We start from the raw sequence: 21,080 nt of genomic DNA, 5'->3' as shown, positions 1-21,080 counted from the left end.
AGGCGGCCCCCGGCATGCTCTGGGACGTCGGAAACCGCACCCCGCGAGCACCAGGAGCCATCGAGATGACCGCCACGCCCACCACCCCCGTCCGGCTGACCCCCGAGGACATCGAGAACCCCGTCGGCGCCTACGCCGCCTTCCGCGAGCAGTCCGAGCTGCCCCGGGTCGTCCTGCCCGGCCTGGACACCCCGGTGCGGCTGGTCACCCGCTACGCCGACGTCAAGGCCGCGCTCACCGAGCCCCGACTGGTCCGGGACCGCAGCACCAACGCCGCCCCGGCGGCCGCCGGGTCCGACGCCGGACCTGACGCCGACCCGGCCGCCGGGTCCGCGTCCGACCCGCAGGAGGAGCTGCTGGCCGCCGCCTTCGAGGGCTTCCCCGCCGACTACGCCAAGTACCTCGCCGGCCACCTCGCCCTGTTCGACGGCGAGGAGCACGCCCGCCGCCGCGCCCCGCTGACCCGCGCCTTCACCGCCCGCCGGATCGCCGCCCTGCGCGGCTTCGTCGAGCGGACCGCCGCCGAACTGCTCGCCGACCTCGCCGCCAAGGACGAACCCGCCGACCTGCTGGGCGAGTTCGCCTACCCGCTCACCACATACGTGGTCTGCGAGCTGGTCGGCGTCGAGGAGGCGGACCGGGCCCGGGTCTGCGAGTGGATCCGCGACTTCGCGTACGGCGACGGCAGCCGGACGGTCGACGGCCTGGTCGGCATCGTCGACTACGTCAAGGAGCTGATCGCCCGCCGCCGCGCCGAGCCCACCGAGGACCTCATCTCCGCGCTGGTGCACGACACCCGCGAGGGCGAGGAGCCGCTCGACGAGGACGACCTGGTCACCGTCGTCTTCCTGCTGATCAACACCGGCATCACCCCGCCCGCCCTGTTCCTCGCCCACGGCCTGCTCGCCCTCTTCGACCACCCCGACCAGCTCGCCCGGCTGCGCGCCGAACCGCAGCTGCTGGAGCGCGCCGTCCCCGAACTCCTGCGCCACGTCACGCTGGTACGGATCGGCGCCACCCTGTACGCCGCCGAGGACTTCGAGTTCGCCGGGACCGCGCTGCGGGCCGGGGACCCGGTGACCGTCGCCCTGCTGGCCGCCGACCACGACCCGCAGGAGTACGGCGAGGCGCCCGAACGGCTCGACATCGCCCGGGAGTTCGGGCGCGGTGACGGCCACCTGGCGTTCGGCCACGGCGCGCACTACTGCCTCGGCGCCGCGCTCGGCCGACTGGTCACCTCGGTGGTGCTCGACCAGGTGGTCATCCGGCGGCCCGACGCGGCGCTCGGCGTCGGACGCGAGGAGCTGGAGTTCGGCCACTGGCCGGCCGACGGCTTCCACCTGCTGCGCCTGCCGGTGCGGCTCTGAGCGGGGCGCCACCCGGGCACCGGCTCCCGAGGGGCGAGCTCCGGAGGGGGCGTCGGCTCCGCGCGAGCGCCGGCTCGGGTCGACCGCCGGCTCCGGACGGGCTCAGCTCCGCGCGAGCGCCGGCTCGGGTCGACCGCCGGCTCCGGACGGGCTCAGCTCCGAACCGGCATCAACGCCCGACCAGCGCCAGCGCCTCCGCCGCCAGGGCGGCGCGGTCCAGCTCCCCGTACGCGGCGACCGCCCGGCGGTACTCCCCCTCATCGGCGCGCTCGGCGTCGCACCGGGCCGCGGCTGAGCCCATGGTCGGCTGGAAGCTGCGCAGGCACCGGAAGCGCTCGGCCAGCGCGATCATCCGCACCCCGGTGCCGGTCCGCTCGGCGTCGCCCTCCCGGGCGCCCCGGTCCAGCGCGACCAGGCCGAGCGCGAGCAGCACCGCCCCGGCGAGCGGACCGGCCACCAACTCCGCCTGACCGTCGAGTAGTTCGACCAGCTGCTGCGGGAGCGCGGCGGCCGGCGACGCCACCCGGGCGGACTCCCCGTGCCGGGCGTGCGCCGCCACGCAGACGGCCTGCAGTTCCAGCGCCCAGGACGGGTCGGCGGGCGACCCGTCGCCACCGGTGCGCAGCCCGGCGGCCCGCCGCCACAGCGCCAGCCCCGCCTCCGACTCGCCCCGGGCCAGCGCCAGTTCCGCCCGGACCCCGAGCTCGGGGGCCACCAGATCGACGGCCTCCTCCGGCCGGTACCGCACCGCCAGCTCCAGCCAGTGCTCGGCGCCGTCCACGTCCCCGGCCTGCAGGCTGCCGATCACCATGCCCCAGCGCAGGCCCACCATGTCGTTCCAGTCGCCGAGTTCGTCCAGTGCCGCCATCGCCGCGCGCAGCAGCGGCAGCGCCTGGGCACCCTGCTCGTGCTGCAGGTACAGCTCGCCGAGCCGGGCCGACGCCAGCACGCGCAGCCAGGGCACCGGCAGCGGCTCGACGGCCGCCAGTGTCCGTCGCGCCGAGGTGATCGCCCGCTCCACGTCCCGTTCGCCCTCCCACCGGTAGCCGGCCACCGCCTCGGCCACACCGGCGAGCAGCGGTTCGGGCGCGGCGCACAGTTCGGCCAGCCGGGTGGTGTCCGGGCCCAGCACCTCGGGGACGGCCGCCATCACGGCGGCGATCGCCCGCACGGGGGTGTCGGGCGCGGCCGGCGGCAGCCGCCGCAGGGTGGCGAGCAGGCGCAGCGCGCCGGTGCCGGTACCGAGGCCGCCGCCTGCGGTGAGGAGGGTGTTGACGGTGATCAGGGCGGTGAGGGTGCGCACCGCCTCCGGCGACCCGGGCCCGGTCCGCAGCCGGGAGACCGGGCCGCCGACGTCCGCGGCCAGGGCGAGCAGCCGGACGTAGTTGCCCTCGGTGGTCCACAGCGCGGCGAGGACGGCGGCGACCGCGGCGACGGTCGGACCGTGCTCCGCGGCGAGGGCCAGCCGCAGGGCCCGCACCAGGTTGTCCTGCTCGGCCCGGATCAGCCGCCACTGGGCCACGGCCGCCGGGCCGAACGGCCCGTCGTGGCGGGCGAGGCCGAACTCCCGGGCCCAGTCGAGGAATCGACTCGTGACGGCGTCCTCCTCGGCGGCCTTCGCGCGCTGGGCGGCGCCGAACTCGCGGACCGTCTCCAGCATCCGGAAGCGCCCGCCGCTCGGGGTGTCGACCAGGCGCAGCAGCGACTGGTCGACCAGGTCCTGCAGCACGCCCAGCGCGTCGGGGTCGGCCAGCAGGTGCTCGGCCGCCCCGGCGGTGAAGCCGCCGGGGAACACGGAGAGCGCGCGCAGCGCCGCCCGGCCCGGCGGCTCCAGCAGGTTCCAGCTCCAGTCGACCACCGCCTCCAGGGTGCGGTGGCGCGGCGGGGCGTCCCGGGGCCCGCCGCGCAGCAGGGCGAAGCGGTCCGCCAGCCGTCCGGCGATCTCGGCCACCGACAGCACCCGCACCCGGGCCGCGGCCAGCTCCACCGCCAGCGGCAGCCCGTCCAGCCGGGCGCACAGCTCGGCGACCGGCCCGGCGGGCAGCTCGACGTCGGGGCGGGCGGCGCGGGCCCGCTGGGTGAACAGTTCGACGGCCGCCGCGTGGTCCAACTCCGGTAGCAGGTAGACGGATTCGGCGGATATGCCGAGCGGCGCACGGCTGGTGGTGAGCACCCGAAGGTCCCGACCCGCGGCCACCAGGGCGTGCGCCAGCTCGGCCGCCCCCCGCACCACCTGTTCGCAGTTGTCCAGCACGAGCAGCGCCGGCCCGGGGCCCAACGCGCCGGGGATCCCCGCCGGGTCGCCCACGCCGAGCGCCGCCGCAACCTGCGCGGCCACCTCCTCGTCCGCCACCACCCCGGCGAGCGGCACCAGGTGCACCACCCGCTGCGCCGCCTCGCGCGCCACGGCGGCGGCCAGCCGGGTCTTGCCGAGGCCGCCGGGGCCCACCACCGACACCACCCGGGCGGTGCGCAGCAGTTCGGCCACGGCGGCGAGGTCGGCCGCCCGCCCCACCAGCGCGTTCGGCTCGTGCGGCACCCCGCGCCGTACCGGGGCCGCTTCGCCGCACAGCAACTCCCGGTGAAGAGCCCGCAGTTCGGGGCCCGGATCGGTGCCGAGCGCGTCCCGCAGCCCGCGGCGGTAGCGGTCGTAGCGGCCGAGCGCGGCCGCCGGCCCGGCGGTACGGGCCTCGCAGCGCAGCAGTTCCAGCAGCACCTCCTCGTCCCGCGGCTGCCCGGCCGCCTCCGCGGCGAGCGCCTCCACGGCGTGTGCGTGCCGCCCGGTCCGGGCCAGTGCGAGCGCCCGGGCCCGCCGCAACGCCCGGTGGGTGCGCGCCCGTTCGGTGCGCAGCAGGGCGACCGGGTCCGTCCCGGCGGGTTCGTCCGCGACGCCTGCCGGGTCCCAGAGCTCCAGCCCGGCCTCGGCCTCGGCGAGCGCCCCGGCGTGATCGCCGGCCCGCGTCTTCTCCACGCAGGCGGCGGCGTGCAGCAGCACCGCCGAGGCGTCCACCCGTTCCTCGCCGAGCCCCAGCCGGTACCCGGTCGGCGTGCTGACGATCAGCTCCGCGCCGTACTTCGCCCGTGCCCGCGACACCAGCACCTGCAGCGCCTTCTCCGGTCGCTCGGGCCCCTCCTCCGGCCACAGCCCGTCCACCAGCCGCCCCCGGCCGCACCCACCGCGCACCTCCCCCGCCAACAACGCCAACAGCCCCCGCAACCCGGGCGCCGTGACCTCCTCCCCCCGGCAGGAGACCGTCGACAGCATGCGCAGCTCGATCGTCACCGCGTCAGCCTAGCGATCACCCATCCGCACCCGATCCGCAGGCCGCCGTGGGTGTCGGGGGCGAGGGCCGGGCGGTAACAGCTCGGGTCACCGGAGCCGCCGGCCGGCAGCGGTCGCGGTCGCGGTCGCGGCAAGATATCCGCCAACCGGCACACATGTGCAGGTCAGGCGGCCAGTCCGAGCGAAGCTCTCGCGTGCTGCCCGGCCCTGCTCGCGTCGGCCGGGGGTGGCGATCCCCTCGTGGCCGTCCCTCGGATCCGGGTGGTACTGCCCGCCGTGACCGATGCGGAGTCGGAACCGCCCTGTCTACGTCCCCCGCCGAGCGAGCGGCCGCCCGAGTGTGCCCGGCTGGCGGATATTCCCCACTTCTCCGCCGTGCAAACCTCGATCGTCCGGCCTGACCGGCACAACTCCCCATCGACTCGCGAGGATCCTCATGAGAACGCTCACCCACAGCAGGCCCACGGAGGTGGACGACTCCCCCGCCGCCCGGGGCCGGATGTCCGAGGTCGCGTTCCGCCGGCTGAGCTCCTTGCACCGCACCGCGGTCCTGTCCTACCTCGCCAAGCGCGCCTTCGGGGATCCGCAGCTGGCCGAAGACCTCACACAGGAAACCTTCCTCCGCGCGTTGCACCATCCCGAGGTGCTGGCCGGCGACCACCGGACGGCGTTGCCGTGGCTCTACCGGGTGGCCAGGAACCTGCACATCGACCACCTGCGCTCACGCGGGCGCAGGCTCGCCGAAGTCGGCTTCGACGACCTGGACACGTTCCTCGACAGGAGTGCGGCCACGAACGAGATCGACCTGTTCCTGACGGCCTGGTCGCTCCGCTCGGCGCTGGCGTCCTTGAGCGATCAGCATCGCGCCGTGGTCACGCAGGTCTACTTCGAGAACCGTTCCGTCAACGCCACCGCCGAGCTCCTCGGCGTGCCCCCCGGCACCGTCAAGTCCCGATGCCACTACGCGCTCCGCTCACTTCGGACGACCTTGCGAGAGCACCGACCGGTCGCGTAGCCGACGCGATGCGTCCGGCAGGCCTGCGACCACCGACACGTACCGAGTCGTGCGGCGGGAACCACGCCCACCCAGACCCGATTCCAACTGCTCCTACGGAGGCCCCAGATGACGACAACCGATCACCCGAACGCTCCGCATCACGGTCCGGCGCTTCTCCCTCCCGATCCGACGAAGGGCGCCCGTCAGCACCGAGATCCCGAACGAAGTGAACCGCCGGGCCTCCTCGGTCGTCTCGGCCTCTGGGCCGCGGGCCGCCTGCGGCTCGTCGCCGTACTCTGGCTTGTCGTGGTCGCGGGGCTCGGCGCCTTCGCCCCACAGGTGACCTCCGCACTGGCCGGCGCGGGTTGGCAGGCCAACGGCTCGGAGTCGGTCCGTGTCCGCGAGCTCGCACAGCAGCACTTCGGCGGCAACGCCTCCTCGGCTCTTCAGATCGTCGTCGCCGCCGACCGGCCGGTGACCGATCCCGATGTCCAGCAGGTCGTCGACCGGGCGATGGCGCTGCTGAGGGCCGACCCGCGGATCAGCGAGGTGGTGCCGCCCCAACCCGGCGCCACGATAAGCCCCGACGGGCGTACCGCGGTCGTGCTGGCCGGCGCGAAGGCCGACACCGACACCATGGTCCGTGCGGCAGACGAGCTCAAGGGGCCGCTCGGCGCCTTGTCCGGAGCCGGCGTCCAGGTGAGTGCCACGGGTGCTTCCGTGCTGTGGAGCGACTTCAACGCCGCCAACCACGACGCGATGATGCAGTCGGAGATGTTGTCGTGGCCGGTGACCCTCGCGATCCTGGTGCTGGCTTTCGGCTCGTTGGTCGCCGCCGGGCTCCCGCTGCTGCTGACCATGGCGGGGCTGGCGGCCTCGGCCGGCGCGCTGGTGCTGCTCAACCACCTGACGCCGACGTCCATCTGGGCGATGAACTTCGCGATGATGTTCGCCCTTGCCCTGGGCATCGACTACGCCTTGTTCATCGTCGTGCGGTTCCGTGCGGCGCTCGCCGGTCACGGCGACGCCCGGCGCGCGGTCGGCGAAACCATGGACACCGCCGGTAAGGCCGTCGCGCTGTCGGGCGCCACGGTCCTGGTCAGCCTGTCCGCGGTCCTGCTCGTCCCGTCGCCCGCCTTCCGTTCCATGGCACTTGGCATCATGATCGCGGTGATGTTCGTCCTGGCCGCGACCCTGACGCTGTTGCCCGCCGTCCTCGGGCGTCTCGGTGTCCGGGTCGACGCGGCGCCCCTGCCGTTCGCCCGCCCCCAGGACGCCGCCGGGTCGGCCCGCTTCGCCGGCTGGGCCGAACGTCTGTGGGCGCACCCGCTGCGGTACGGCGTCCCCGCCCTGATCGCGCTGCTGGCACTCGCCACGCCGGTGATCGGGCTGCGGACCGCCATGCCGTCCATCACCGTCATTCCTGCCGACTCCTCCGCTCGAACGGGATACGTCGCCGTCCAGAAGGCCTTCGGCGCCGGGGCTCCCGGTGCCCTGCAGATCGTGACGACCCTCGCCCACGCCGAGGACGCCGCCGCCGTTCTCAGGAGCACCCCCGGGATCGCAGCCGTGATGCCGACGACGAACGCGGCCGACGGGTCCGGCTTCGCATTCATCCAGGCCGTCCCGGCTGCCGATCCCTCCGATCCCGCCCTGAGGACCGTCGTTGCCGAACTGCGCAGGAACCTCCCCGGGCAGACCCTGGTCGGTGGCGCTGCCGTCGAGAACCTCGACCTGCAGGACGTCCTGAACGCCAAGACGCCGCTGGTCATCGGAGTCATCCTGGCGCTCGGCTTCGTCCTGCTCCTGCTCGCTCTGCAGGCGCCGCTGGTCGCGCTGATCGGCACGGTCACCAACCTGCTCGCCACCGCGGCCGCCTTCGGCGCCGCCCGTCTCGTCTTCCAGGACGGCCACGGGGCAGGACTGATCGGTTTCACTCCGCAGGGCTTCCTCGACGGGTGGGCACCGGTCTTCTTCTTCGCCATGATCTTCGCGATCGCGATGGACTACACCGTCTTCCTCCTCGCCTCGGCCAAGGAGCACTACGAACGCAGCGGCGACCCGCGCACTGCCGTGATCGCCTCCCTCACCCAATCGGGCCGGGTCGTCTTCGCGGCGGCCGCCGTCATGGTCGCGGTCTTCTTCACCTTCGCGCTCTCCGGTCCGCTGCCCCCCAAGGAGATGGGCATCGTCCTGGGCCTGGCGGTCCTGCTCGACGCGGCCCTGGTCCGCCTGGTCCTGCTGCCCGTCCTGCTCCGGCTGACCGGACGGGCCGCCTGGTGGACTCCGGCCTGGCTGAGCAGGCTCCTGCCGACCCTCCGGTTCTCCCACGACTAGGCACGGAGACGATCCCCCGGGCCCGCCACGGTGCAGCGCCGACGCCCCCGCATCAGGACGGGTCGGCGCTGCACCCCGCGGCTCGGGCTCGCTGTGACTGCCGCACCGTCGCCGTCACGGCGAGCCCCACCCGCGAGGACTCGCCGAGCTTGGCCATGATCCGCGACACGTGCACCTGCACCGTCCGCCGGGAGAGGTACATGCGCTCGGCGATCTGCGGGTTGGAACAGCCCTCCGCGACCATGGCCAGCACGACGCGCTCGGTCTCGCTCAGCGCCTCCCAGCCCGTCTCGCTCCTGGCCACCGACGTCCGGTGCCGGACGGAGATCCCCTCCGCCTGCAGGCGCTGCCGCGTACGACGGGCGTCCCACGAGGCACCGAGCGCGAGGTAGCCGTCGAGGGCTTCGGCCGCGGCGGCGGCGGCGCGGTCCGGCAGACCGGCGCGGGCCAGCAGGACAGCCTCGTTCTCGCGGGCGAACGCCGCGAACAACGGGTGCCCCGCCGCCTGGTACGCAGCCGCGGATTCGGCCAGCAGGAGAGCGTCGGCGTCGGCCAGCCCCCGGCAGAGCGCGGCGGTGCCGAGCTTGCTCGGGGACGGCTGGAGGTCCGCGATCGCCTGGGCGCAGTCGGTGAGCGCCGCCAGCCGGTCCGAGCGGCCCAGGCAGAAGGCCATCCGGGCGGCGTCGGGAAAGAGCTGATCGAGGGTGACCACCTGGCGCAGCCCGCCCGACGCCCACAGGAACGACTCGAGAACGTCGAAGGCACGTTCGGAGTCGCCCTCGGCGTCCCGCACCAGGGCTCGCGCCCACCAGTGCAGGTGCTCCGTGTGGGAGCGCGCGGGCCGGCTGTCAGGCGCGTTCATGACCGCGTCGACGTGGTCGGACCGCTGGTCCCTGCGGACGTGGATCAGCGCTGCGACCGCGCGCAGGTCGGGGCCGATGTTCAGCGGGTCGACGGTGTCCAGCCCGCTCTCGACGGCGACCAGGGCGTCGTCCCAATGTCCCCGCAGGAACTCGAACTTGGCCATCGCCGACTGGTACCCGGTCAGGAGCGCCACGCCGGCTCGCTCGCACTCGCGCGCACCGGTGCGCACGTGCGCGCGGGCCTCCGCCAGGCGGTCGAGGTCAGCCAGGCAATAGGCCCGGGCCAGGTGCGGCGAGAGCTGGAACTCGGAGGAGAGCCCTGCCGCGTCCAGACTGTCGAGGGCCGCGGTGGTGAGGGCAAGGGCTTCTTCGACCCGCCTGGTGACGACGAGGACCGCGGCCTGGGTGGTGAGACCGTAGGCCGTCGCGAGGACGTCGTCGCTCTCCCGCCCGTGGCGCACCGCCAGGCGAGCGGCGCCTTCCGCCTCCTCCAGGCAACTCATGAAGTGCAGAGCCTGCGCCTCCACGGCGTGGAAGCGGGCGACCTGGTTCTGCGGGAGACCCTTCAGGGCGAGCGCCGAACGAACCTCGGCCACCGTCTCGGCCAGCCGGCCCTGCTCCATGAGGGCCTGCGCGAGCCACCCGCGCACCGTGCCCTCCCGGCGGATCGGGAGGTCACCCGCGAGTGCGGCTCTGGCCGCGTGTTCGGCCTCCACTGGCAGTCCGGCCCAGAGCAGTGCCCGGACGAGTTCGAGGTCCAGGTCCCGGAAACCGTCGTCCGAGGCCGCGGTGGCACGGCGGAGCAGCTCGACCGCGAGCGCCGGCGCTCGCACCAGGAGCGGATCCAGCGACGCCCGCAGCCAGGCCACGTCCCACCGTCCCAGGTGACCGGCCTCCAGCACGTGCTCGGCGACGCGCTCGACGGGCGCGCCCGCCTCCGCCAGCGAGACCCCGATCTGCTCGTGCAAAGCCGTCCGGACCGCCTGGGAATGACTCTCCACCACAGCCCGGCGGATCAGGTCGTGCCGGAACGCCAGCCCGCCTCCGCGCTCCTCCAACACTCCCGCCGCGAGCGCCTCCACCACCGGCTCCACCAGGTCGGTGGCCGGGCGCTGGAGGACGGTGGTCATCTCGGCCGCGCTGAAGGCGCGGCCCAGCAGTGCCACCACGCGGAGCATCTCGCGAGTCGGCGCACTCAGGGCGTCCAGCCGGTGGAGGATCGTGGCGCTCAGTGGGGGCGGTACGAGGGACGCTTCCGTGCCGATCTCGGCAGTCGGTCCCTGACGCTCGATGCGGCCCGCATCCGACAGGGACCTGACCAGCTCCACCACGTAGAGCGGATTGCCCGCTGCGCCCGCGACCAGCGACCGCAGCCGGTCACCCGGAAAGCCACCGACGAGGTCCGCGACGAGCGCGGAGACCCCGGCATCGGCGAGCGGACCGAGATCGGTTGTCGCAAGGCCGGACTCCTCCAGGTCGCGCAGCAACCCGGTGACGGCGGCGTCCGGCGTGGTGCGGCACGTGGCCACGACGAGAAGGGGCAGCTGGTCCAACGCGCGCACCAGGCGCCGGATGACCGCCAGGCTGGCCGGGTCCGCCCAGTGCAGGTCGTCCACCAGCAATGCCAGCGGTTCGGCCGAACACCAGTCGTCCAGCGTCGAGAGGATGGCCTCGGCGACCAGGAACTCCTGGCCGACGGCCCCCGCCGACGCGCCGGCCCGCTCGTCGCCACGGAGCAGCGTGCGGATCCGGGTGACTCCCGGGTGCCCGGCGGCTCCCGGGTGTGCCGCGGTTCCGGCACCGAGGCACTCGCTCAGCACCGCGAACGGCAGCGACCGGTCGATCTCACCGGCCTCACCCCGAAGCACCGTGATCCCGGCGGACCGGCACAGGGCGTCGACGTGGTCGAGCAGGGCCGACTTCCCGATTCCCGGCTCACCACGGAGGATCATCGCCTGACCCTTGCCCGAGGCCAGGTGCCGAACCATCAGCTCCAAGCGCGCCAGCTCGCTTTCACGGCCCTGCACCGACACTGCCATCAAGATCCACTTTCTCCGTCGCCCGACCATCACAGCTGCTCAGCGCCTCGGGCTCGCGCTCGCCGGGCCGCCCCGGCGCCCGGACAAGTCTCCCAGGCCGCCACGGGTGCGGCTTCTCCGGGCGCGAACGCCCGGAACCGGCCGAAACCGCGGTATTACTCGCTGATGCGATAATTCCGAGAATGAGATCCAGCCGGGCAGCAGCGGCGCTGATCGGTCGGATGACCGAGTCGTCGCAGCTCAACGATGTCCTGTCCACAGCCGCAGCCGGCCGGGGACGTGCCGTCCTGCTTCGGGGTGAAGCCGGGATCGGGAAGTCCACCCTGCTGAACGCCTGGACCGAACACGCCCAGGCGTCGGGCTTCGCGGTGCTCCGGGGTACGGCGAACGAGTCGGAACGGCACTTCCCGCTGGGGACGTTCCTGGATGTCCTGGAACGGGGCCGGCCGTACTCCGGGCAACTGCGGGCGGAGTACCGAGCGGCAGTGACGGCATCGACACGGCGCGCCGCCGCGGGAACGACGGATCCGGTGTCGGCCACGGCGGAGCACCTGTTCCAGGTGGTGGAACGGCAGTGCGCGACGAGCCCGGTCCTCGTCGTGCTGGATGACCTCCACTGGGCGGACGAAGCCTCGACGGCGCTCTGGATGCGCCTGGCACGCCACGCCGAGCAGCTCCCGCTGACCGTGGCGGCGTCCCTGACGCCCGGCATCGGGGAAGGCGCGGCCCTCGCGGTGAGCGCGTTGCAGCGCGCCGACGGCCTCATCGTGGATCTGGAGCCGCTGGCCTCGGACGAGGTGGAAGCCCTCGCGGCCCGTCAGCTGAGCGGCCCGGTCGGGCCTTCCCTGCTGGGGGCACTCGGCAAGGCCGGCGGCAACCCGCTGCACCTCACCGAGCTGGTGGCTCTCCTTCGCCGGCAGGGCCGAGTGACGAGGGGGCCGCACGGGTTCGAGGCCACACTCGACGACCACGACCTCTCGCTGGGTGCAGCGGTCACCGACCGTATCCGGCGCCTGTCCACCGAGCTCCGCGCGGCCCTTCGGCTCGCTGCCGTGCTGGGCACCGAGTTCCGGCCCGCCGATCTCGCCGCGGTGTCAGGCCGCCCGCTCGTCGCCCTGGTTCCGCTGCTGGAGGAAGCACTCGCCGCCTCGGTGCTGGACCCGGCAGGAGAACGGCTCGGATTCCGTCACCACGTCGTCTGGCAGGCCCTCGTGGAAAGCATCCCGAAGGCCATGCGCGGGGCTCTGCACCGGCAGGCGGCGGAGACGCTCGATCGGGCCGGTGCACCACTCGATCAGGTGGCAGGCCATCTGATCCGGGCGACCTCCGTGGCCGCGGACGCCTGGACGCGCGGGTGGGTCGCACGGCACGCCCGCGAACTGGTCGCCTGCTCCCCGGCCGGCGCGGTGGAGATTCTGACGCATGCCATCGCCGGGGACGGCCAGGAGACGGACCGGGCCACCCTGCACCTGCGGATGGTCGAGGCGCTCAACGCGCTGGGCCGGCCCGACGAAGCCGAGTTGATCGCCCGTCGGCTGCTGGCCTCGTCCTCGTGCGGACCCGATGTCGCGGCCGAGGCCTCCTGGCTGCTCGGCGCGACGCTCTACGCCCGATCGTCGACCGACGACGGGGCTCGCGAGGCCGCGGAACTGGTGACGGCCGCCACCACGATCGACGGCATCAGCGAGCAGTCCAGGGCGCGCCTGCACGCCGAGAACTCCTTCTACCTGTTCTGGTCGGACCGACCCGACGAGGCCGCCGAGGCGGCAGCCGACGCGGTGGCCGGCGGGGAGCGCTCGGGCGAGACGTTCGCCGTCGCGTACGCCTCCTGGATGCAGGTGGTGATGGCCCGGGTCCGGGACGGCGGCCTCGACCGTGCCCTGGAACTGAGCAAGCGTGGCCTGGCCCTCTGCGCGGGTGACACGCACCCACGGATCGAGCGGCTGCTTCGGACCCAACGGCTCGTCATCACGGGCCTGCAGGACCGGATCTCCGAAGCCGAGAAGGAGATCGCCGAGATCCGCCGTCCCGGCGAGTGCACCCGGGCGTACGGTCACGGCGCCGCGGTCGCGATCGCGGCTCACCGTTTCCGCACCGGACAGTGGGACGAGGCACTCGCCGAGATCGACCACCTCGGCGGCGAGGAGTTCCGGCACCCGGACGTCCAGGTACACGGTCTGGCCGCGCTGGTGGCCGGCCTCCGGGACGACACGTCCGCGTGCCAGGCACGGCTGCGGCTCCTGCAGAACCACCCGCTGCGAAACCCCGCCGGCCACGGGTCCGCCCAGTGGCTGGCGATGGCACGTTCGATCGCAGCCGAACGCGCCGGACGACCGGACCAGGCCCTGGCGGCCTTGCTGCCCCTCCTCGACCAGCGGACCGCCATCGGACCGGAGGACCCGCTCGAATGGCTGCCGGTCGTCGTCCGGCTGGCGCTGGCGGCCGGTGACCGAACGACCGCCGCAACCGCCGTCGCCCTCGCAGGCACCGGCACCGCACCGGCCTGGGCCTCCGGTACCGCCTACCGGAAGCACGTCGCCCTGCACACCGCCGGACTCCTCGAAGCCGACCCGGCGCCGCTGCTGACGGCCGCCGACTACTACGCGGCAGCGTCCCGTCCGCTGCAACGGGCGAACGCCCTGGAGGACGCGGCCGAGCTGCTGGCCCGACAGGGTCGTCCGGAGGACGCCAGGCGCAGGCTGGACGAGGCAGCGACGGCCTACACCGGACTCGGCGCCGCCTGGGGGCTCCGGCGCGCGCGGGCTCGGCTGCGAGCGGCCGGGGTCCGCATCGGAGCACGCGGCCCTCGACTGCGAGCCGCCACCGGCTGGCACAGCCTCACGCCGACGGAGCTGCGCGTCGCCCAGGGGATCGCCGAGAGCCGGTCCAACCCGGAGATCGCCGCCGAGCTGATGATCTCCACGCGGACGGTCCAGACCCACGTCTCCCACATACTCGCCAAACTCTCCTTCCGGTCGAGGGTCGAGATCGCCGCCGAGGCCACCCGACAAGGCGGTGTCCGTCAGGACGTCTGACGGACGGACGGACGAATCCCCGCGCGCGACCGCATGTGATCACTGTCACGTTGAACCGTCGGCCGAACGCGGTCGTAAAGCTGTCCGTGGAATCGAACTCCGTCATCACAAGCCTCCGGAGACCGTTCGGGCTGATCCGCCGGTCCCGCCGAAGCACCCCGGCCGCGGGGCCGGACACCTCCGGCGGGACGCAGGCGACCGGACGTGCGACGCCCGGCCGGTCGGGTGCGCAGGCGCCACCGGACCCCGCCACCGCACTTCTGACGCGGATCCGGCGCGGCCTCATCGGTGACGGCGATGTCCTCCAGGGCCCGTACGGGCCCCGGCGCATCACCTACGCCGACTACACGGCCTCCGGGCGTTCGCTGGACTTCGTCGAGGACTGGCTCCGCGCGGCGGTCCTCCCCCGTTACGCCAACACCCACACCGAGAGCTCCGCCACGGGCCTGCAGACCTCCCGCCTTCGTGAGGACGCCCGCAGTCTGATCCACCGCGCGGTCGGGGGCACCGACGACCACGTCGTGCTCTTCTGCGGGGCGGGAACCACCGCTGCCGTGAACAAACTCGTCGGCATCCTGGAACTGCAGAGCCCGGTGGGGCCGGCCGAGCGGCACGGACCGGAACACGGCCTTGCCGCACACGAGCGGCCGGTCGTCTTCGTCGGTCCCTACGAGCACCACTCGAACGAGCTGCCCTGGCGGGAATCGATCGCCGATGTCGTGGTCATCCGGATGGACTCGAGCGGCCGGATCGACGAGGACGACCTGCGCACCCAACTCGTCCGGTACTCGGACCGGCCACTGCGGATCGGCAGCTTCTCGGCCGCCTCCAACGTGACCGGCATCCTCACCGACACCGACCGGATCGCCGCCCTGCTGCACGCTCACGGAGCGCTGTCCTTCTGGGACTTCGCCACGGCCGGACCGTACCTCCCCATCCGTGTCGCCGAGTCGGCACCGGGCCGTGGCGATCACAAGGACGCCGTCTTCCTGTCACCCCACAAGTTCGTCGGGGGCCCGCAGTCCCCGGGAGTGCTGATCGTTCGACGGGACCTCGTCCGCAATCGCGTACCCACGATGCCGGGCGGCGGCACCGTGGCCTTCGTGGACCCGCAGCACCAGTACTACCTGGAGGACGTGGTCGCCCGGGAGGAGGGCGGCACCCCCGCCATCGTCGAGTCGATCCGCGCCGGCCTCGCCTTCGGGGTCAAGGAGGCGGTCGGCACCGAGCTGATCCACACCAGGGAGGAGCGAGCCTGGCAGGCGGTCCTCGCCCGCTGGCAGAGCAACCCGAACATCGTCATCCTCGGCACCACCCAGGTGCCACGCCTGCCTCTCGTCTCCTTCCTGGTCCGGCACGAGGACCGATATCTGCACCACAACTTCGTCGTCGCGCTGCTCAACGACCTGTTCGGCATCCAGGCCCGCGGGGGCTGCTCGTGCGCCGGCCCGTACGGGCACCGCCTGCTGGAGATCGGTGAAGATCACTCGGGGGCGCTGCGCGACCAGATCGTCAGGCACCGCCACGAGGGCATCAAACCCGGGTGGACGCGCGTCAGCTTTCCGTACTTCATGTCCGACACCGTCCGGGACTTCATCGTCGAGGCAGTCGACATCATCGCCACGGACGGCCACCGCCTGCTCCCCGACTACCGGTTCACCCCCGGCGCCGGTCTCTGGCGCCACCGGCTCGCCCCGGCGGAACCCCCGGTGCGCCTGGCGGACTTCCGCATCGACAGTGCGATCGGCCCCGGCTCGCACCGCACCGACACGCCGATGCCGGTCCGCCACGGCGAAGAGGCACTGGCGGGCTACCTCGCCCACGCACGCAGCCTCATGGCCGAACGCCCCGGACGTCTCGTCGAAGGCCGCATCGACCTGCCCGAGGAGTTCGAGGCTCTCCGCCACTTCTCCATTGCCGAGGAGTGCTTGCGGGCACACCCCGACGACACGGACTCGTGACCCGGCAGCCGGCCGATCCGGGCCGTTCGGCTGCGACAGGACGCCCCCGGGCATGCGGGTCGATGCGCCGCTCCCGGGGCGGGCTGTCGCGCCGGCTGTCGCACCGATGCCGACCAGACCCGCACACCATGCACAGCCGGCAGCCGCACCTCCGCCGCGATACCCGGTGGGGTATCGAGTATCGTCGAAGACACGACCGGTCCCCGAGGGCCACCACGCAAGGAGTCATCTGATGTGTCGACGTATCGCCTGCCGCACCTGCGGCAAGGCCACCTACACGGGGTGCGGCTTGCACGTCGACCAGGTGCTGGCCGGAGTCGGCAAGTCCGACCGCTGCGCCTGCGACAAGAACACGGGCAAGGGCGGCGGCTTCCTCGCGAGGCTCCTGGGACGCCGCTGAGACCACGCGGCCGTCCCGCCCTGCACCGGGTCGGCGTCGAATCCGGCCCGGCCGAGGACATGGGAGACGAGGCCGGCCGGGTCACGATGTCCCTGCACTCGCGCCCGGCCTCGATCCGACGGGCGGCCGAGGTCGCTGCGAGCATCGCGCGCGACCGGCTCGTGGTGAACCCGGACCGGCCCTTCTCACACCTGCTGGCCGCGAGCGTCGTCGTCCACAACGGCGTCGTCCACCTGCCCGAGAACGGACAGGAGGGTTACCTGCCTGCAGATCATGGCGGTATTCGCTGCGGCCGACGTCCCGCTGCGGGCGCGGGCGGTGTGCGAGGCGATGGACTTGGATATCGCGTCCAGCAACATCAACGATGTCCGCCTGAAGCTCAAACGGCTCGCCGAGCGGGGAATCCAGGCCGAGACCGAGCAGGGGCTGTTCACCCTGCCACGACCGCAGCCCTCCAGCGAGCCCGCAACAAACCTGCTCGTCTCAACCGAAAGGCCAAACCGGACACCACCTGATGGTGTGGAACTCGCTTGCCCCCGCCCTGAAGCTGGTCGACGATAGGCACTTGTGAATGCTGTCCAGATCGCAGGCTGTTCTGGCGCCGGAAAGTCTACGGTTGCAGCCGTGTTGGCCCGTCGAGGCCTGGTATCCATCGACGCCGACGCTGACCCGTTGCTTGCCCGGTTCGTTGACCCGAGCGGCGCCGTGGTGGCGAAACAGCCGACGGCGCCAGACCTGGCCTGGCTTGCCCAGCACAGCTGGGCATGGGATCCAGCCCGCTTGGACGAACTGATTCGGGCCGCCGCGCCGGCGACTCTGTATGTCTGTGGCGGTGCGGACAACCAGCAAGATATCGCCGACCGCTTCACTCAGGTGTTCTTGCTGGAGATGTCCCGGCACGCGGTACACGGCCAGCAACATGCACCACTGCTCCCCGCCCGCGCGGGGATGGTCCCGACCCGCCAGGAGCAGCCATGGCCGTCACCGCCTGTGGTGCTCCGTTCGGTCACGCGGTCTTCCCGGGGGGCTGGGCGTGGCGCGGGCGTCCGGCGGGAGCCGCCGGTCGATGCCTGGTGGCGGGTGGAGCACCTCCAGGAGACGACCACCTGATCGGGTGACGGCAGCAGGGCGACCGCGCCGACGCCGACCAGCAGGCGGCTCTGGCCGCCGAGCTTGTCCCCCGCGTCTGGATTCCGTCCTTGCCGAGCTGCGCGCCTCCACTGGAACGTCCACCGGTAGGCACAGGTAGCCCGCGAGTTCGGTCACTGCGGCCGGTAGGCCTGGAGCAGCAGGGTGTCGGCCGAGCGCGGCCCCGAGGCCACTGGGGGAAGTCGGTCGATGCTGATCGCCGTGAACCCGGCTTCGTCCAGCAGCTTCGTCCAGACGTGCTCCTGGAGGACCCAGCGGCGCATCGTGGTCGCAGTGCCGTCCGGGGTGCGTCCTGAATCAGGAGGATGTCGCCCTCGTCCAGCACGAGTTCGGCATCTACGGAGGCGTGAACGGTGTCGACGCGCTCCGGGTCGTCGACCTGCTGACCGTGCCGGCCATCGTGGTCGTGCACACCGTGTGTGACGACCCCACTGACCATCAGCGCGCCGTCCTCAGCCGCGTCTGCGGCAAGGCCGCCGCCGTGGTGGTCATGAGCCAGGACGCCCGACACCGGCTGTCCGCGCAGTACGGCGTCCCCCGCGAGCACATCCGGGTGATCCCGCACGGAGTCGCTCCGGGCCTGATCGGGATGTGCGACGTCCGCGAGTCGACGACCGGCCGGACCGCAGACACGACCCCCACTCTGCTCACCTGGGGACTGCTGCGGCCCGGCAAGGGCATCGAGTGGGCCATCGCCGCCCTCCCCCTGCTCCGCGGCAGCGCCGCAGGCGCCCGGTACGTCGTCGCCGGACGCACCCATCCCCGTGTCGTCGAGCAGGAGGGCGAGACCTACCGCCACCGGCTCGCCGAACACGCGGACAGGCTGGGTGTCGCCGACCGCGTCGACTTCGACGACCGCTTCCTCCCGCCGGAAGACCTGCACCTGCGAATCAAGCACGCCTCGTGTGTCGTGCTGCCCTACGACGAGCCTGACCAGGCCACCTCCGGCGTCCTCGTGGAGGCGCTGGCCGCCGGGGTCCCGGTCGTGGCCACCCGCTTCCCGCACGCCGTGGAGCTGCTGGCCCGCGGCCGCGGCATCGTCGTCCCCCACCGCGACCCACAGGCCACGGCCGACGCCATCAGCGCCCTGCTCCACGATCAGCCCGTCACCCCGGTGCCGGTACGACCCGCTGGGTCCCCAGACGTGAGCTGGCACGCCGTCGCGGCGCGCTACCACCGCCTTGCCGACGACGTCATGAGGACGCCTGCGGCACTGCGGGACAGTCGTTGACGGTGGATCGCCGGGTTCGGCCTGGTCGGGCGCACCGTGGTCGGCGTGCGGCGGACGACTCGCCGTGGGCGCCGCCGTCGGGGCGATGGAAGGCGTTCCCCGGAAAGGTCTCCGAGTCCAGCCTGACTCGAAAGGCGCCCCTGCAGGGCGAGTTCGGGCTCTCGCTACTCCGGGTGGATCCGGGTCTGCCCTGGAACCACGGTCGGTCAGACCTGGTTCGTACTCTTCTCTCGATCGGGGTAGCAGAGAGATCACTTGACCCCGAGTGATCGGCTGACCATGACAGCCCTGAGCGCATCGCCGAGCACGACGCGCACGCGATCACCGACACGGACAGCGCGTGGCCTTCAACAGCGCGGACTCGCCCAGCAGCTCCCGAACCGCAGCCTGCGGGCCGGATGATCGCTCCAGCACCTCATCGACCGCCGTGCGAGCCGTCGGGCCGACCCGACCCAACCGGCCACCGTCGGCCCGCCCGTTCGGCCCGCCTGTTCGGCCCGTCGCGACCTTCTCTTCGGTGGCTTCATTACGCGAATTCTCGCGCTGTTCCGGTCCCACGACCCCGGTCACCGCGGCTCCTCGTCGATGACGTGACACAGGCCCACATCCGAGATCAGTGCCCGTACCTCGCGCCAGGCATCGCGGGTCGTCTCGTTGAGCGAGGCGCGGACCGAATGCCGGACCGTGGCCGCATCCCGCACGCTGTCCAGGCCCACCGAAACAGGCTCGGCCGCCGTCCAACCCTCTTCGGCGAAGCACGGCAACCGTACGTACGAGGCTGCAGGGCCGAAACACCCTTGCAGCACAGGCACAAGCAGCATCCGCTCCGAACCGGCCGGCTGGGCATAGCTGACGGCCGCCATCAGTGGCGTGGCGTCCTCGACGCCGTGCGCGACCAGCTCCAGGTTGCGCTCAGGGTCAGAGCCATCCTGGCCGCGTACGAGGAACCGGGCGCTGCCGTCCGGTGACGAAGCCTCCAGCAAGGCCGCCTTCCCGCACCGTGCGGGAGACGGTGGTGCTGACTCATCTGAAACTCGTGCTGCCTGCATCGGCTCTGACGGTGGCTCTGATTGAGATCATGGCCGTAAGCCAGAGCTCGATCCGCGTAGCTGTCTGGGAAGTCGGTGGTGGAACCGTCGAACCGCCTGGTGGTCGCCGTTCTCGTTGCGGGTGCCGACGGGCCACTGGCCGGAGTCGGCCCACCACAGCAGCCCGTCGACACCCGAGGAGGCGCCGACGCGCGGGTGTCGTCGACGAACGTGTCACGAGTCGCAGAGGCCGGTGATCGTTTGCTGTTTTCAGTGACGTTGGCCCACATTGTCCGGCACTATGCATGTCGATGGGGGCGACTGTCAGTGGGGACGGATGAGCCGGTCGAGCACTTCTCGTTACGCGGTAGCTGGGCTGGCGTGCCGTCACCTGCGGCTACCGCGTACGGCACGGATCACCTCGGCGACAGCCTTCAGCACCGTGGCGCGATCACGCGAGGCGGTGCCGTTCACCGCGACGATGACGATCAGTACGGCCGCAGCGGCGGCGACGAGCGCGACGGCGATGGGCACCAGGGTGGCCCAGGCGGCGATGTTCACGGCGTTCCCTCTCTTCGTGCGACCACCGGGCGGGCCGCGCGAGGGACATCTCAGCCGACTGTCCTGCAGCGTTGAAGGTTTGTCGGATCGGACGGACAGCAGTTTTGAAAGCCCATGTCACAGCGGTGTTGAGTCGGCCGCCGGACGGATCCGTCGGATCCGACGGATCGGGGAGGGCGTGCGGTGAGCAACAAGAAGACGGACCTCAGCACCGCACGGGGGATCCTGAGCTCCGCGCTGAACGAGTTGGAGATCAGCGCTCTCAAGGGCCGGCACCGCACGGAGGCCATCCAGTTGGCCGCAGAAGCGCTCGGTCAGGACCTCTCATCCACCACCGTCAGTGAGTGGTTCACGAATGGCACACCAGCCAAGGACTTTGAAACCCTGTGGTCCCTGGTCAGGGTGCTTCTGGTGTGGTCCGAGCAATCTCGGCCCGGCACCCGTACCGGACCTGCCCGCGCCGGAGCGCCCCGCACGCGAGAGGCCCTCGCGCGAGAGGCCAGCGCCAGACCGGATGACCGGTGGGCAGGTAAGAAGGAACTGTGGAAGACACGGTGGGAACAGGCCCGGGAGTCTAAGCTCGTCACCTCCCAGACCCATTTCGCCCTACCGCGTGAACGCGCCGTCCCCGAGGCGGGCTGGTGGCGTTCCAGCTCGGACTACCTGCGCGGAATGGTGCGCGGCCTCGCACCCGCCGAGCTGATCGGTCGGGATGACGAGCTCGCCCTGCTGCACCGCTTCTGCGCCAGCGACCGCCGGTTCATGTGGTGGCGAGGCGAGGCCTGGTCCGGCAAGACGGCCCTGCTCGCGACGCTGGTGATGCATCCGC

The 21,080-nt window shown here is 72.5% G+C and carries 16 protein-coding genes; 10 read left to right on the top strand and 6 right to left on the bottom strand.

The annotated features are described in order from the left end of the window. The first annotated feature begins 65 nt into the window (after nt 1-65). Entirely contained in the window at nt 66-1,367 is a 1,302-nt protein-coding gene (locus tag ABTY56_RS27415; RefSeq protein ID WP_350631856.1) for a cytochrome P450, read from the top strand. A gap of 169 nt (nt 1,368-1,536) precedes the next feature. On the opposite strand, the gene ABTY56_RS27410 is transcribed toward ABTY56_RS27415, so the two are convergent. Further along, complete coding sequence (locus ABTY56_RS27410; protein ID WP_350631855.1) at nt 1,537-4,650, bottom strand: ATP-binding protein; 3,114 nt, start codon at nt 4,648-4,650, stop codon at nt 1,537-1,539. A 436-nt stretch (nt 4,651-5,086) separates the two neighbouring features. Between ABTY56_RS27410 and ABTY56_RS27405 the strand changes: the two genes are divergently transcribed. Then, nucleotides 5,087-5,665, top strand: coding sequence for a sigma-70 family RNA polymerase sigma factor (locus ABTY56_RS27405; protein ID WP_350631854.1), 579 nt, complete (start codon nt 5,087-5,089; stop codon nt 5,663-5,665). A 288-nt stretch (nt 5,666-5,953) separates the two neighbouring features. Next, complete coding sequence (locus ABTY56_RS27400; protein WP_350631853.1) at nt 5,954-7,984, top strand: MMPL family transporter; 2,031 nt, start codon at nt 5,954-5,956, stop codon at nt 7,982-7,984. Between the two features lie 52 nt (nt 7,985-8,036). Here ABTY56_RS27400 and ABTY56_RS27395 read toward each other — a convergent pair whose 3' ends face one another. Continuing rightward, nucleotides 8,037-10,886, bottom strand: a complete 2,850-nt coding sequence (locus tag ABTY56_RS27395; RefSeq protein ID WP_350631852.1) for an AAA family ATPase — start codon at nt 10,884-10,886, stop codon at nt 8,037-8,039. A 182-nt stretch (nt 10,887-11,068) separates the two neighbouring features. Between ABTY56_RS27395 and ABTY56_RS27390 the strand changes: the two genes are divergently transcribed. The 5 genes from ABTY56_RS27390 to ABTY56_RS27370 all read left to right on the top strand — a co-directional run bounded on the left by ABTY56_RS27390 (nt 11,069) and on the right by ABTY56_RS27370 (nt 17,392). After that, nucleotides 11,069-13,921: a helix-turn-helix transcriptional regulator gene (locus ABTY56_RS27390; RefSeq protein ID WP_350631851.1), complete on the top strand. Its 2,853-nt coding sequence runs from the start codon at nt 11,069-11,071 to the stop codon at nt 13,919-13,921. 86 nt (nt 13,922-14,007) lie between these two features. After that, nucleotides 14,008-15,882 (top strand): aminotransferase class V-fold PLP-dependent enzyme, encoded by a 1,875-nt coding sequence (locus ABTY56_RS27385; RefSeq protein WP_350631850.1) that lies wholly within the window; start codon nt 14,008-14,010, stop codon nt 15,880-15,882. A 232-nt stretch (nt 15,883-16,114) separates the two neighbouring features. Next, nucleotides 16,115-16,282: a DUF8730 family Cys-rich protein gene (locus ABTY56_RS27380; RefSeq protein WP_350631849.1), complete on the top strand. Its 168-nt coding sequence runs from the start codon at nt 16,115-16,117 to the stop codon at nt 16,280-16,282. A gap of 273 nt (nt 16,283-16,555) precedes the next feature. Then, entirely contained in the window at nt 16,556-16,843 is a 288-nt protein-coding gene (locus tag ABTY56_RS27375; RefSeq protein WP_350631848.1) for a hypothetical protein, read from the top strand. 63 nt (nt 16,844-16,906) lie between these two features. Next, entirely contained in the window at nt 16,907-17,392 is a 486-nt protein-coding gene (locus ABTY56_RS27370; protein WP_350631847.1) for a hypothetical protein, read from the top strand. 152 nt (nt 17,393-17,544) lie between these two features. Here ABTY56_RS27370 and ABTY56_RS27365 read toward each other — a convergent pair whose 3' ends face one another. Continuing rightward, entirely contained in the window at nt 17,545-17,694 is a 150-nt protein-coding gene (locus ABTY56_RS27365; RefSeq protein ID WP_350631846.1) for a hypothetical protein, read from the bottom strand. A gap of 29 nt (nt 17,695-17,723) precedes the next feature. Here ABTY56_RS27365 and ABTY56_RS27360 point away from each other — a divergent pair, with 29 nt between their 5' ends. Next, complete coding sequence (locus tag ABTY56_RS27360) at nt 17,724-18,662, top strand: glycosyltransferase (protein WP_502893197.1); 939 nt, start codon at nt 17,724-17,726, stop codon at nt 18,660-18,662. Nucleotides 18,663-18,983: 321 nt separating this feature from the next. On the opposite strand, the gene ABTY56_RS27355 is transcribed toward ABTY56_RS27360, so the two are convergent. From ABTY56_RS27355 to ABTY56_RS27345, 3 genes are all read right to left on the bottom strand, one after another. Next, nucleotides 18,984-19,232, bottom strand: a complete 249-nt coding sequence (locus ABTY56_RS27355) for a hypothetical protein (protein ID WP_350631844.1) — start codon at nt 19,230-19,232, stop codon at nt 18,984-18,986. Then, nucleotides 19,229-19,645, bottom strand: coding sequence for a hypothetical protein (locus ABTY56_RS27350; protein ID WP_350631843.1), 417 nt, complete (start codon nt 19,643-19,645; stop codon nt 19,229-19,231). Before ABTY56_RS27350 ends, ABTY56_RS27355 begins: the two co-directional genes overlap by 4 nt. A 432-nt stretch (nt 19,646-20,077) precedes the next feature. Then, nucleotides 20,078-20,251, bottom strand: coding sequence for a hypothetical protein (locus ABTY56_RS27345; protein WP_350631842.1), 174 nt, complete (start codon nt 20,249-20,251; stop codon nt 20,078-20,080). A 183-nt stretch (nt 20,252-20,434) separates the two neighbouring features. Between ABTY56_RS27345 and ABTY56_RS27340 the strand changes: the two genes are divergently transcribed. Further along, a partial coding sequence (locus ABTY56_RS27340; protein WP_350631841.1) for a hypothetical protein occupies nt 20,435-21,080 on the top strand: 646 nt, incomplete at its 3' end.

This window comes from Kitasatospora sp. NPDC097691, from assembly GCF_040302665.1.
Lineage (GTDB): Bacteria > Actinomycetota > Actinomycetes > Streptomycetales > Streptomycetaceae > Kitasatospora.
Note: the sequence above shows the minus strand (reverse complement) of the source record. Positions and strands in the feature narration are given on the sequence as shown.

Coding starts and splice junctions, on each gene's coding strand:
- ABTY56_RS27405 (WP_350631854.1), top strand. CDS start 5,087: ATGAGAACGCTCACCCACAGCAGGCCCACGGAGGTGGACGACTCCCCC.
- ABTY56_RS27380 (WP_350631849.1), top strand. CDS start 16,115: ATGTGTCGACGTATCGCCTGCCGCACCTGCGGCAAGGCCACCTACACG.
- ABTY56_RS27395 (WP_350631852.1), bottom strand. CDS start 10,886: ATGGCAGTGTCGGTGCAGGGCCGTGAAAGCGAGCTGGCGCGCTTGGAG.
- ABTY56_RS27415 (WP_350631856.1), top strand. CDS start 66: ATGACCGCCACGCCCACCACCCCCGTCCGGCTGACCCCCGAGGACATC.
- ABTY56_RS27390 (WP_350631851.1), top strand. CDS start 11,069: ATGAGATCCAGCCGGGCAGCAGCGGCGCTGATCGGTCGGATGACCGAG.
- ABTY56_RS27365 (WP_350631846.1), bottom strand. CDS start 17,694: ATGCGCCGCTGGGTCCTCCAGGAGCACGTCTGGACGAAGCTGCTGGAC.
- ABTY56_RS27375 (WP_350631848.1), top strand. CDS start 16,556: ATGGCGGTATTCGCTGCGGCCGACGTCCCGCTGCGGGCGCGGGCGGTG.